Below are 13,428 nucleotides of genomic sequence, written 5' to 3'. Positions count from 1 at the left end.
AAATCCAGTTAGCTACTCCCCCGAAGCGAGGTGGGCATTATACCCAAGTGCAACAGGGTTTCAAGATTAAACTCATCGAGTCAGAGGGCAAATAATCTGACAGGTGCCAGTAAAATACCGCTTAGTGTTTTTTAAGGCATTGAATTGTAATAATTTAAATTTTGACAACGCTGTCTTTTGTTGTTAGGTTAGCCGGGTCTCAATGTTTAAGTTACATACTGTTAACTTCAATGGAGATCCACCGTATTTGGCAAACTAATTGAAAAATTAGGACGCAAAGCCTCCGGTCTAAGGTTGTAAAGGGATATTGAAACTAAGATAGCGGGGTTGCCTCAGAATTGAGCTGATGCTTTTAATTCTTTGAAAAATAAACGGCTTTGCTTAATGCTGTTTTGCCTAAATACCACTTTTATACCTATGCCAATCTCGTCGAGAAAGGCGCCCTACGGAGTACAATAAAGTGGCACATCTAACTGCTTTTACATCAATCAGAAATGCTAACCACAAACACCCACAACTGGCTCGTTTAAGCCTAATTGCCTTGGCCTTAAGCGCAACGAGTGCGCTAGTTAGCCAAACGGCGTCGGCCCACGGTTATGTGGTTTCACCAGAATCACGCTCGTACGCCTGTAAAACTGGCAGCAATTTAAACTGCGGCGCCGTTCAGTGGGAACCGCAAAGTGTTGAAGGCCCATCAGGTTTTCCTGAGTCAGGCCCTGCCGACGGTAAAATTGCCAGTGCAGCCAATGCTGCGTTTTCTCCCTTGGATGAACAGAGCCCAAGCCGTTGGTCTAAGCATGACATTAAGTCGGGTTGGAATGACTTTAGCTGGCAGTTCACCGCTAACCACGTGACCCGCAATTGGCGTTACTATTTAACTCGCCAAGGGTGGGACCAAAACCAAGCGTTGAGCCGTGCAAGCTTTGACTTAGCTCCCTTCTGTGTGGTCGACGGAGGCATGGTGCAGCCGCCTAAGTTAGTGACACATAACTGTTATGTGCCTGAAGACAGAAGCGGTTATCACGTGATTTTGGCCGTGTGGGAAGTCGGTGATACCACCAACAGTTTCTATAATGCCATCGATGTGAACTTTAGCTCAGATGTTGTGGTGCCGGGCGAGTGGACCGATATTGGCGATATCAATCCGTCACTCGATCTTAAGGCGGGTGATAAGGTGATGACGCGGGTGTTTGATGCTAATGGCGAGCAAACTGCCAAGCAAACCCAGATAACCATTGCCGACACTACTCAAGGCGCCAAGCAAAATTGGCCATTCCTGTTAGCCAGTGCCATTAATGACCAGCAGCCACAACTTAAGGCGGGGCAGAAGAATGCCTCTGGGGTAATCTCGCCCGTTTACGGTAAAAATGAGATTTATGCCGCGCCTAATTCAGGCCTAGAGCGAGTGGAAGTGAGCTTTGATATTGCGCCTGCGCCGGGCAATCAGCTCGATGTCACGTCACTGGCCGATGATTACACCATTGTCGATGGTGCCGCAAAGGTCAGTTTCGATGTCAGCACTAATGCGGATATGCAGGTCTCGGCTTACCTATTTAGCCACGATGGCACGGCAGCTGGTTATGTCACACAAGCGGTCAACAACACCAACGCGAGTCTAGTGCTTGATGTCGTCGCGCCAAAGGCAGGCCATTATCACTTACAAGTGAAGGGCGAGCCGAAGCAAGGTGAGGTTATCCAGCAAAACTTCGATCTGTTCTTAAAAGATCAAACCACAGCGCCGGATGCCGATTTTGTCTTCCCCGAGGGAGTTAAAAACTATGTGGCGGGCACTAAAGTGCTGCAACCTAAAACTGGCAAGGTCTATCAATGTAAACCTTGGCCTTACAGTGGTTATTGCATGCAATGGTCGCCCACTGCAACTGGGTTTGAACCGGGTGTCGGCGGCTCTTGGAATATGGCTTGGACTGAGCTGTAATTGGTTAACTGGGGAATAAGCGGATTGTGAGTCGCGTTAATCCGCTTTAGCGCAATCCCGTATCCCCGTGAGCGAATCGCTAAACTCATTGATAAACCCTGCAATGCCACAGGTGTTGCAGGGTTTATTGTTTTGATAACAGTTCCGCCTCGTTTTTTTATCTTTTACTCACATTTCCCCTTCGGATAGCCAAAGCGGCTTCATCTTTGTCTATAACTGGCTTGCCCGCTGGGGTTGGCTCTGTTAATGTCCAGAGCTATCTTCTTTTACGCGCGATGTCGCTGCTTTGCTAAGGCAATCACGGTTGAAATTAATGTCACTTTTCTGCAAACGATTTAGTTAGCCTCAATGGCGACTGGGTTGAAATATTCAAAAGCTATTGGGGCCAATTGATCTGCTCTTTGAGATCGGATTGGATGCTTTAAGTTTAGTGACGCTTTTCGTTTGAGATTGCTGTTGGCTTAATCACAGAGTGCGCAAGGCTTTATCCTTCAAATCTACTCAAAAAACCTTAAAAAATAATAATTAATACTTGAACAGGATAATTGTGTGAATTCAAAAATGTTAGGCTCGATAGCCATTGTCGCGGGGACCGCCATTGGCGCGGGAATGTTAGCCTTACCCTTAGCCACGGCCGCCTTAGGCATGGTGCCAGCCATTTTGTTAATGGTGGTGATTTGGGGCTTGTCAGCCTATACCTCATTGTTAATGCTTGAGATTAACCTGCGCTCAGGCGTCGGTGATAACGTCCACGCCATCACGGGCAAACTCCTCGGCAAAAAAGGCCAAATGGTGCAAGGTGCTTCTTTTCTCAGCTTACTCTTTGCCTTAACGGCGGCGTATTTGACGGGCGGTTCATCGCTATTAGTACTTAAAGCCAAAAATATGTTCGACCTCGTGTTAGATAACCAACTGGCGGTCGTGCTGTTTACCTTAGTGCTGGGTGGATTTGCGGCCTTAGGAGTCGCTTGGGTCGATAAAGCCTCGCGCTTCTTGTTTTCGCTGATGATTTTATTACTGATTGTGGTCGTGCTGTTTTTATTACCCGAAGTCAGTATCTCGAGTATGGCAACCAGTGCGGTGGCCGAGTCCATGACTAGCAGTTGGATGGCGGCGATTCCCGTGGTGTTTACCTCCTTCGGTTTTCACGTGTGTATTGCGACCTTAGTACGTTATTTGGATGGCGATGCCGTGTCGCTGCGCAAAGTATTATTAATCGGTTCAACCATTCCGCTCGCGTGTTATATCTTCTGGTTATTGGTGACCTTAGGCACAGTGGGTGGCACCGAAATCAGCAGCTTTAATGGCTCTTTACCTGCGCTTATCAGTGCATTACAAGAGATTGCCCACACGCCTTGGATCAGCAAATGTATTTCGCTGTTTGCGGATTTAGCCTTAATCACCTCTTTCCTCGGGGTCACCTTAAGCCTGTATGATTTTGTGGCCGAACTGACCCGCGCGAAGAAGACCTTCCTCGGTCGCGCCCAAACCTGGTTGTTAACCTTTGTGCCGCCGCTGTTGTGCGCGCTCTATGTACCCGAAGGTTTTGTTGCGGTATTAGGCTTTGCCGCCGTGCCGCTGGTGGTGATGATTATCTTCCTGCCGATCGTGATGGCACTGCGTCAGCGCCAAGCCACGCCGCAGGGATACCAAGTGTCTGGCGGGGCATTTGCCCTCGGGATTGCGGGTTTGCTAGGCGCGGTGATTATCGGCGCTCAGTTATTTGTCGCGCTGTAAGTTAAAGCCGTTTAGCGTACTGAAACGGTAGAGTTAAACCGATAAATATGATGAATGTATTTGCTTTGTAAGCGAATTTTTCTAACTCTGTTATAGAGTGCGTGCGATATGCTAAAGTCAGGCCCAGTGCCTGACTTTTTGCTTTTTAGCGTTAACCAAAGTGGCATGTAATCCCAATAAATATAAGAAATGGCCTCGCAAGCGCTCGGCTTTCTTCACCTAAAACGGACTTAAGATAATGAAAAAATGGTTACTCTCAGTTGCCGTGGCGGCGAGTTTTGCCTCCCATGCCGATGAAGGTATGTGGCAGCCACACCAATTGCCCGCAATGGCCGATGAACTCAAAGCGAAAGGCTTAGAGATTGATGCGAAATCGATTTCCAAACTGACCGAATTCCCCATGAATGCCGTGATCAGCCTAGGTGGCTGTACGGCATCTTTTGTTTCGCCAAAAGGCTTAGTGGTGACAAACCATCACTGCGCCTATGGTTCGATTCAATATAACTCGACTGCAGAGAAAAACCTGTTGCAGGACGGTTTCTTAGCTAAAACCTTTGCCGATGAATTACCCGCAGCGCCAGGTTCTCGCGTTTATGTTACCGAAGAGGTGACCAATGTGACTGAGCGCGTCAACGCTGGGCTTGAAAACAAAGCGGGCCGTGAGTTTTATCAAGGCGTTGAGAACCAAGAAAAAGCTCTCGTTGCCGAGTGTGAAAAGGATGAAGGCTACCGCTGCCAAGTGTATAGCTTCCACGGTGGCTTAGAATATTATCTGGTAAAACAGTTAGAAATCCGCGACGTACGTTTAGTCTATAACCCAGCGGGCAGCGTCGGTAAATACGGCGGCGATGTCGATAACTGGATGTGGCCGCGCCACACGGGCGACTTTTCATTCTACCGCGCCTATGTGTCTAAAACCGGTAAACCCGCCGAATTTAGCGCCGACAACGTGCCTTACGAGCCAAAGAGTTTCTTAAAAGTCTCGGCCAAAGGCGTGAGTGAAGGGGATTTTGTGATGGTGGCGGGTTATCCCGGCCGCACTAACAGATACCGCACCGCGAACGAAGTGCAAAATCAGTTCGAATGGGCTTACCCAGAAGGCAAGATGCTGCGCGAACGTTTTATTGAAATCATCAAAGAAACAGCGCCAGAAGGCAGCGACGAGCGCATTAAGTACGAGAGCCAAATCGCTGGCTTAGCGAACTACGCTAAAAACTTCACCTCGATGATCGAGTTTTATGGCAAATCCACCATGTTAGCCGACCGCAAGGCCCGTGAAGCCGAGCTCGCCGCATGGATTGCCAAAGACAGCAGCCGCGAAGCCAAATACGGTAAAACCTTAAGCGAGCTAGACGCGCTGATCGCCAAAAGCAAAGCCCATCAAGAACGGGATATGATTTTAAGCTACATTGGCAACACGACTATGGTGCCAACGGCGACCAATCTGTACCGTCTAGCCCATGAGAAGCAATTGCCTGATATGCAACGCGAACCCGGCTTCCAAGACCGCGATATGACGCGTTTCAAGGCGAGCATGGAGCGTATCGATCGCCGTTATGCGCCAAGTGTCGATAAGGCCGTTCTATTGGATATGCTTAAACGTTATGCCGCATTACCCGAGGCGCAGCGCTTACCAGCAATGGATAAAGCCTTTGGTATCGATAAAAAGGTTAACGAAGCTAAACTTGCGAAAACCTTAGACAAAATGTACGCCAAAACCGAGCTGGGCAACAAAGATGTGCGTTTAGCTTGGATGGAAAAATCCGTTGATGACTTCAAAGCCTCTAAGGATCCTTTTATTCAATTCGCCGTGGCCATGTATGACACCAACATGAGCGAAGAGAAGAAAGAGAAAGAGTTAGATGGCGAGCTGATGAAAGTGCGTCCGCAATATATGGATGCCATCATTGCCTATAACCGTGAGCAAGGTAAGCCAGTGTACGCCGATGCGAACTCTAGTCTGCGCGTGACCGTTGGCCATGTTAAAGGTTATGAACCTAAAGATGGTTTAGTGGCTAAGCCCTTTACTCGCCTCGAAGGTATAGTGCAAAAAGACACTGGCGTTGACCCATTCGATGCGCCGAAAAAGCAGTTAGAGCTTATCAAGCAGAAGCAATACGGTGATTTCTATGTGAAAGCCATCGATTCTGTACCAGTAAACTTCCTGTCGACCTTAGACACAACGGGCGGTAACTCTGGTTCTCCAACCCTAAACGGCCGCGCCGAATTAGTGGGTTTACTGTTCGATGGCGTGTATGAAAGCATCATCGGTGACTGGGCGTACGACGATAACATCAACCGCTCAATCCAAGTCGATAGCCGTTATATGCTGTGGGTAATGAAGTATTTAGATAATGCCGACAACCTGCTAGCCGAGATGGAAATCGTTAAGTAATCCATCGCCGCATCAGCAATGGTGCGGCCTATAGTGGCCGGATTATCAGCATTTAAGCGTGATATAAGACTGCAATAGCAACACATCAAAATAGCGATAAACTAAGTAAGTTTATCGCTATTTTTTTGTGCAATGACTACTGATAGCTGTTGAGATAGCAGTATTGCTAGGCGAGCCATGGTATTCGCTCACCGACACGGTGAATAGAAACCTAGGGTTTCTAAGCTTATGAACGAGAGCCATGGATGGCGAACTGGCCGTTAAACAGGGATGTTGTTCAAGTCCATCCGTGGATGCTCGACCGCCTCGTCCTTGAGGCGGACGGTCGTCTCGCCAATCACCATGACTCACCCTTTTAGCATCGGTGTAGCTTGCAGGTTTTAAAGAAACACACAGCATGCTTTGGGACATTTTCGAGTTAAAGCTTTAACTCTAACGCGTCTGTTTCGGAAAAAATTTCTATGGGTTAACGCCCAATTAAGGTGTGAGCCACGCTACCACGCCAGTCAAATTGGACACCGTAAACACTAAACTAAACCCAAACCAAAAATGCCAAGCGTGGGGAATCACTCTTAAATTGTTTGTTAGCATTCAAAAGGTGCTTGAAAACTAAATTGACCCAATAAATGTAGCTTTAAAGCTAACTCTGGTGTGCAGTGATCTCGAAAGTAGTCAAACTCTTCCCCTATCGCACTAGCTGCATGATCATAGTCATATGATTGCATTCCCTGATTATACTTGTTCAGCAATATCTGAATATAGAAACAAGCAGCTCTGCATGCGTTAAGAAGAACACCATACAAGGCTTCTAACGGTTCATAATCTAGGTCCCATTCAGGGTTTACTGCAATTGGAAAAACACCATGGGCAATATAGTTCCTAATATTCCTAATTAAATGAAGACCATAACTTATATCTGACTTCTTGACGCCTTTCATACCACCAAGTGGTTTTTTATTGATATAAGAACACACCTCGATAGATTTAATGAGGCTATCGATCTTATGATGGAAATGAAGGGGCAGTTCACACTCAGTACTATGGTCCACTAACGCAGCTGCTTGCATGCTAGCTTTGTGCAGCTTCTTATTTTTGATCTTATCGTGATTGAGGTATGACGGAACAATAAAACGATACATTTCCTCAAGTGCGTTAGACACAAAAATAAAGCGAGTTAACACAGTAGCGTATGAAGAATAATGCTTCATGTCAGAGTCATATGCATCAGCTGCGGGTCGACAATATAGCCCCGAATCATCTGCAAACTTCCAAGTGTTGATTTTTACTTCTTCAAGCTGTGCCGCCAACATTAACCACTGACCTATGGTTTCTGTGGATACACTTACCTCACCCTCGTCCCCGTCGTAAGAAACGCTATTACCCAAACTTTCACAAAAAGATGCTAATTCAAATAGGTGAGCATCAAGTTTACGAAACTGAGTACAAGTTGGACATTTATTCATATTATAGAGTACTCCTGAATGCTAACATTTGATTAGTGCGCATGCGCGTTTACCTTGTTAGACCAGTGAAAACGCGCACGGTTAACTATCTGTATGTAAAGAACTTATCAGCTTTCTGCCAAATACACCATCTGGAAAAACGCGCATGCGCGTTTTCCAAACCTATTAACTAAAATTCAGTTACTATATTCACCTGATTTTATAGCGTTTTATTTATTGCGGATGGAATTAGTGCGCACTGATTTTGTCTTAAAATCATACTAAAATACTAAAATACTAAAATACTAAAATACTAAAATACTAAAATACTAAAATACTAAAATACTAAAATACTAAAATACTAAAATACTTAAATTTAAATATGACTGTATACCCATACATTGTTAGCCAATTTCTGGTAAGGCCAAACATAGGCAAATAGATAAGAATATATATGGCAGCAGGTATGGGAATTTTCGATTGAGCTAACGAGCCGAAACACGGAATGAGGCAAAAAGCTTTTAGCCAGATGAACAGTTCAATGGTCGTTAAGATTGCCACTGTTACAACAGTGACCGTTGGCGGCATGGATGCCGCCGTCGAGCCTATAGGGATATATTCACGGCGTGTCACTGGGGAAACAGTGGCAAAGCATATAACGCAATATCCGATTCGACTGTCTTGTTTGGGGGCAAAAAGCTTTTAGCCAGATGAACAGTTCAATGGTCGTTAAAATTGCCATTGTTGCAATAGTGACCGTTGGTCGCATGGCTGCTCTTTCACATTCATATGAACATGGTATCTCTACTTCTGTGTGCTATTTAAAGATGGGGCTTCTATATTTTTCTTTATTTCTTCGCAGTATTTCCCGTATTTCCTTTTCAATAAAAAGTATTACTTTTATGTCGTTTAATACCTAGGTAAAAAATTTTATCGTATTATCCCGTCACTATTTTTATCTATTTAATTGCTTCGCGAGAGCTAGATTCCACAGAAAAGGATTTTTTATGGGACATAAGACGTTATTGAGTGCTGTACTTTTGACTGCGACCTGCTGTGTCGCTACTTTTGTGGTGAATGCTGAATCGCTGTTTACTCCCTTTCCTGACGCCAAATCGCCTGAAGAAAAGCGTATCCACTTTACGCCATTTGAACTAATTACCGCAGTGGATGGTGGCAAGTTCACTCTGTTGCCTGTATCAGGCAAATTGACTCGACAAAGCGTTGAGTTGCCCGAGGGGTATAGTCCTGAACATGTAATCAATAACTATTTGGCACAGCTAAAAAAGCTGAATGCTGAAGTGTTATTTAGTTGTCAGGCCGCCAGCTGCGGTGATGGTCAAGCGATGCAAACTCAGCTAAAGCCGCTTAAAAGTGTGAATGCCGACTATCACAGTGCTTACGTGGCGGCAAAACTGAAAGGTACTCGCGGTGAGGTTTACGCCAGTATCTATGTCGTCAATCGCGAGGATAGATATACCTATCTGCAGGTCGATATCCTCGATGCTATCCCTGAGCCGCTGGATTTGATCCAAGCGAATAGTGACTTTTTACAGCAGGCGCCGAAGCAAATTGAGATTAAAGATAGGCGTAGTGACGATGCTCAAGGCGCGACCGACCATCCTTTATTGGGGCGCATGCCCGGCAGTTATATTACCAGTTACAAACAAACTAACTTTATCCAAGTGCCTGTATTGGTGGGGATCTCGGGCGCAGATTATCAAACCCAATCGCTGGATGCCAAGCTTACCCAAATAAGTTATCAGATGCCTGAAAGCTATTCGTTGTTTGAAATCAACAGCAATTATGCCGCAGCAGCACAAAAACTGCAGGCTGAACGGGTATTCCACTGTAAAGGTACGGCCTGCGGCGACGATGATAGCCTGATCAATGCCATCAAATTAATCAAGGACGATAAAGAGGACGAATGGCAGGAGTATCAGCTGTTTAAGCTGAGTCACGCCAAGGGAGATGTTTACTTCGATATCTATTCCCAAGGATATTTCGATGGCACACCTGCCGATACTACGCTTAGGGTAATGGAGCTTTCTACTCTGAAAGATGATCGTGTGGCGATTAATCTCGATGCCCTGACCGATGCGATTAGCCAAACTGGCAAGGCGACGTTGGAGGGATTGCTATTTGATTATGACAGTGAGCGTTTGTTACCTGAGTCCAAGCCTGTACTCGAGGTCCTCGCGAGTTATCTTAAGCAGAATCCGACGCTGAGTTTTTATGTGGTCGGACATACCGATGACAAGGGCGAGCGGAGTTACAATCAAAGCCTGTCGGAGCGCCGCGCCGCAGCAGTGATTAAGCAGTTGAGTGACGGGTTTAAAATTCCGTCGGCCCAATTAACCGCCCACGGAAACGGGGAATACAGCCCTGTGGCCAGTAACACAAATGATGCTGGACAAAAATTGAATCGCAGAGTGGAGTTAGTGCTTCGTTCCGATAAAAAGTAGCTCAACGCATCAGCTTGAAAGGCTATCTTCGTTCCATCTAAAACGCCTGAGTCATCTCAGGCGTTTTTATCTTCATTGGTGCTCTTTGGCAGATATTGTTCGCGCAGGTATTTGTCTCAAATTCAGGCTAGCAACTTGAGGGCATTCGCCATTTGTCTTCCACTAAATTGCCACAGCGGCTTTAAGCGCTGTAACTTCCTCTGGGCTGAGTGGGCGCATTTCGCCTTCGGCTAAGGAGCCTAGCGTTAATGTCATTAACGCGACGCGTTGTAAGTCAATCACCTTATAACCTAAGGCGTTGGACATGCGCCGAATTTGGCGATTTAACCCTTGGGTAAGCACAATTTCAAAACTCACATCACTTAACCGCGTGACTTGGCAGGGGAGTGTGCGCACCTCTTTATATTGCACGCCGCAGGCCATTTGTTCGATAAAGGCATCGTTGAAGGGTCTATCGAGTTGCACATGATAGGTTTTACTGTGGGCAAAACTAGGGTGCATCAGTTTATGGGTGAGTTCGCCATCGTTGGTGAGCAGCAATAAGCCACGGGAATCCTTATCTAATCTGCCAACAGGGTAGAGTCTTGGCGTGGTTGGCAGTAAATGCAGCAAACTGGACTTATCGGCGCCTAACAAACGGCAATCTGTGCCCACGGCTTTATTGAAGATCCAATAGCTGAGTGCTTCGGCGCCCGATATGGGCTTTTCATCTAAGCAGAGGCTATCAAGACATTGGCCATCTGCATCGACATGCACGGCATCGGTATGCTTGGCTATCTTGCCATTGAGGCTGATGCGTCCGGCCTCAATCAAGCGGCAGGCTTCACGGCGTGAACTAATGCCGCATTGGGCAAGGTATTTGGCGAGACGCATAAATGATTAAGCTAAAACGGGTGATGGACTTGGGCGCGATAATACAGGATTTTGGATAAACGGCGCATGGCAAATGCAAGGCTGATGCACCAAATAATATTGAGGTTTGTTTGCAGCCACATATTGGCGGCGACAACACAGAAGTGATTGTCTGTCTCGCAGGGCGGGAAATCTAGCTGGCTCCAGTCCAGCTGTAAGCTCAGGCAAACGGCACTGATAAAGCTTAATAAGCTTAAGTAAAACAAAGGTCTTGGGCAGATTAGTTTAGGCACAATTCCCGCAATAATCACCAAGGCATGCAGGGTTAGCGTGCTTAACAGATAGCTAGTGGAAACCAGTCTGTGCATGGTTAAAAAGTTAATCGGAAAAATACCCATCAAAATCACCGAGGTGCCAACCCAGGTGCCAGTGAGCGCAATATATTGGCTAAAGCTGTCGAGTTTAAGTAAGTAGAGTCCAGCCATAGAGATCAACATACAAATCCCCGCAGCTAATAATCCGAGGTTAAAGACATAGGCGAGGGGTGAGTTGATATAGTCACTAAGAAAATCGGCACGCATAAACAGGGCTGCAGTGCCGACGACTTGATATTCGGCGTAGAGCGCGATGATAACCCCTGTGGCACTTAGCATCGCCGCGCCCACAATCAACCAAGTGATCAGGCGATGTAAGTCGTAAAAGCTGGGTTCATGCTGCGGATTCATATTTTTATGGATGCATTTTGGGGTGAATGGCTATGGCGTAAATTAAGGTTAATACCGCGCAAATAACCCGCTGTAACTTGCCTTAATCCGAAACTGATGGCAAGTCCTTGAGCTAATTTGAACCTTAGGCAGATAAAAACAAAGGGAGCGAATGGCTCCCTTTGTGTTATCGACAGTCGAATAAGATTAGTGGCGCTTACGGAAAATCACAATCGCAATCGCGACAGCTGCTAGGATCATGCAGTACCAAGCGTGGGAGACGGCCGCCAGCGGTGTGATGCTAAAGGTTGAAGCAATCAGCAGTGCTTGGGCGCCATAGGGAATTAACCCTTGAATAATACAGGCAAAAATATCGAGTACACTGGCCGCGCGCTTAGGGCTAACACCGTGTTTTTCTGCCAGATCTTTAGCAATATCACCGGTCACAACGATAGACACTGTGTTGTTAGCAACGCAGCTGTTGGTGACGGCCACAATCCCTGCCATGCCTAATTCGGCCGCGCGGCATGAGGCTTCACCTTGAGCTTTTGAGAAACGGGTGATGAGCTTTTCAATCTGCTTGCTTACAAAGGCTAGACCACCTTGTTGCTGCATCAGCGCGGCTAAACCACCGACTAGCATCGACAGGATGAAGATTTCCTGCATATTGCTAAAGCCCGCGTAGATATCCTTACCAAATTGGATAACGCCATAGTCCATGGTCAGGAATCCCGCTGCGCCCGCCAGCAGAATGCCTAAGGTCAATACGACAAACACGTTTAACCCTGCGACTGCTAATACCAGAATCGTCAGGTAAGGAATCACCTTAATAAAGTCAATTTCTTGAGCGGCTAGATCGGCTTGGCCTTGGCCTGCAATCACAAAAGCGATAAAGGTCAGTAGTGAAGCCGGGATAGCAAAAATCAGGTTCTCGCGGAATTTATCTTTCATATCACAGCCTTGAGTACGAGTGGCCGCAATAGTGGTATCCGAAATAATTGAGAGGTTATCGCCAAACAGTGCGCCAGACATCACGGCGCCCGCCATCAGGGCATAATCAATTTGTGCCTGCTCGGCAACGCCTAAGGCGATAGGTGCCACGGCGGCGATGGTGCCCATTGAGGTGCCCATTGCGGTGGCAATAAAGGCGGCAATCACGAAAAAGCCGGGCAGTAATAGGTTTGAAGGAATAAGGGATAAACCTAAGGCGACAGTCGCATCGACACCGCCTGTGGCTTTCGCTACCGCAGCAAAACCGCCTGCTAGCAAGTAAATCAAACACATAGCAATAATATTGCTGTGGCCAATACCGCCGATAAAGGTATCAATCGCTTGATTGAGTTTTTGTTTTGATAATACCAAGGCCAGAATAATAGCTGGCAGAATGGCAATCACACTCGGTAATTGATAGAAGGCAAAGTCCACACCTTGGCTTTGGAAATAGACGCCTGCGCCAATAAACAGACTTAGAAAAACGAATAAGGGTAACAGGGCAATAAAGGATGCCGGGCTACTCGGTGCAGTGGTTTGGGCTGATTGACTCAATGTAATTTCTCTTTTACTCGGCGGGTTGTCCGCGTGATCCTTGGCAGTCGAACTCGCTTAAAATCTATGCCGCTTTGGCATCATATCCTAGCAACTTGGTGCCAAGCATATTGGATTGCCATTTTACTGTCAATCTAGACGTCTAGATGTTTTTACTTCCATTGTGATCTGTTCGTTAAAAAGAGGTTTAAATCGTGGTTTTTACTCAGTTTAGACCTTATTTATCAGTTGGTTAATTACCGCTATTTTGTTGTCCCCACGCAATGAATGAACCCTGTATTTGTGTGAGTAGGGTGGCCGTGAGCCGATTCAAGGCTGTGGTGAGTATAGTCATTGAGCAGAAATGCGCGAT

At 46.5% G+C, this 13,428-nt stretch carries 8 protein-coding genes and 1 riboswitch; of the genes, 4 read left to right on the top strand and 4 right to left on the bottom strand.

From position 1 onward, the window contains the following. Window positions 1-239 precede the first annotated feature (239 nt). Window positions 240-335, top strand: a riboswitch (cyclic di-GMP riboswitch). 125 nt (window positions 336-460) lie between these two features. The 3 genes from gbpA to ACUZ8J_RS16480 all read left to right on the top strand — a co-directional run bounded on the left by gbpA (window position 461) and on the right by ACUZ8J_RS16480 (window position 6,068). After that, entirely contained in the window at window positions 461-1,936 is a 1,476-nt protein-coding gene (gene gbpA, locus ACUZ8J_RS16490) for an N-acetylglucosamine-binding protein GbpA (protein ID WP_446694385.1), read from the top strand. Window positions 1,937-2,497: 561 nt separating this feature from the next. Then, window positions 2,498-3,673, top strand: coding sequence for an aromatic amino acid transport family protein (locus tag ACUZ8J_RS16485; protein WP_446694959.1), 1,176 nt, complete (start codon window positions 2,498-2,500; stop codon window positions 3,671-3,673). A 238-nt stretch (window positions 3,674-3,911) separates the two neighbouring features. After that, a complete protein-coding gene (locus ACUZ8J_RS16480) occupies window positions 3,912-6,068 on the top strand; it encodes a S46 family peptidase (RefSeq protein WP_011623769.1) in 2,157 nt (718 codons plus the stop codon). Between the two features lie 584 nt (window positions 6,069-6,652). Here the strand turns inward: ACUZ8J_RS16480 and ACUZ8J_RS16475 are convergent. Continuing rightward, window positions 6,653-7,531: a hypothetical protein gene (locus ACUZ8J_RS16475; RefSeq protein ID WP_446694384.1), complete on the bottom strand. Its 879-nt coding sequence runs from the start codon at window positions 7,529-7,531 to the stop codon at window positions 6,653-6,655. A 986-nt stretch (window positions 7,532-8,517) separates the two neighbouring features. Here ACUZ8J_RS16475 and ACUZ8J_RS16470 point away from each other — a divergent pair. After that, entirely contained in the window at window positions 8,518-9,975 is a 1,458-nt protein-coding gene (locus tag ACUZ8J_RS16470; RefSeq protein WP_446694383.1) for a DUF4892 domain-containing protein, read from the top strand. Between the two features lie 162 nt (window positions 9,976-10,137). On the opposite strand, the gene ACUZ8J_RS16465 is transcribed toward ACUZ8J_RS16470, so the two are convergent. From ACUZ8J_RS16465 to ACUZ8J_RS16455, 3 genes are all read right to left on the bottom strand, one after another. After that, window positions 10,138-10,848 carry a 23S rRNA pseudouridine(2604) synthase RluF gene (locus ACUZ8J_RS16465; protein WP_446694382.1) on the bottom strand — a complete coding sequence of 237 codons (711 nt, stop codon included), beginning with the start codon at window positions 10,846-10,848 and terminating at the stop codon, window positions 10,138-10,140. A gap of 11 nt (window positions 10,849-10,859) precedes the next feature. After that, window positions 10,860-11,552 (bottom strand): hypothetical protein, encoded by a 693-nt coding sequence (locus ACUZ8J_RS16460; protein ID WP_446694381.1) that lies wholly within the window; start codon window positions 11,550-11,552, stop codon window positions 10,860-10,862. Between the two features lie 186 nt (window positions 11,553-11,738). Continuing rightward, on the bottom strand, window positions 11,739-13,076 hold the full coding sequence (locus tag ACUZ8J_RS16455) for a Na+/H+ antiporter NhaC family protein (protein WP_446694380.1): 1,338 nt from the start codon (window positions 13,074-13,076) through the stop codon (window positions 11,739-11,741). Between the last annotated feature and the right edge of the window lie 352 nt (window positions 13,077-13,428).

The organism is Shewanella sp. Koi 1, assembly GCF_052907445.1.
The sequence above is the reverse complement of the archived record's forward strand: the minus strand, read 5'-3'. Positions and strand labels throughout refer to the sequence as shown.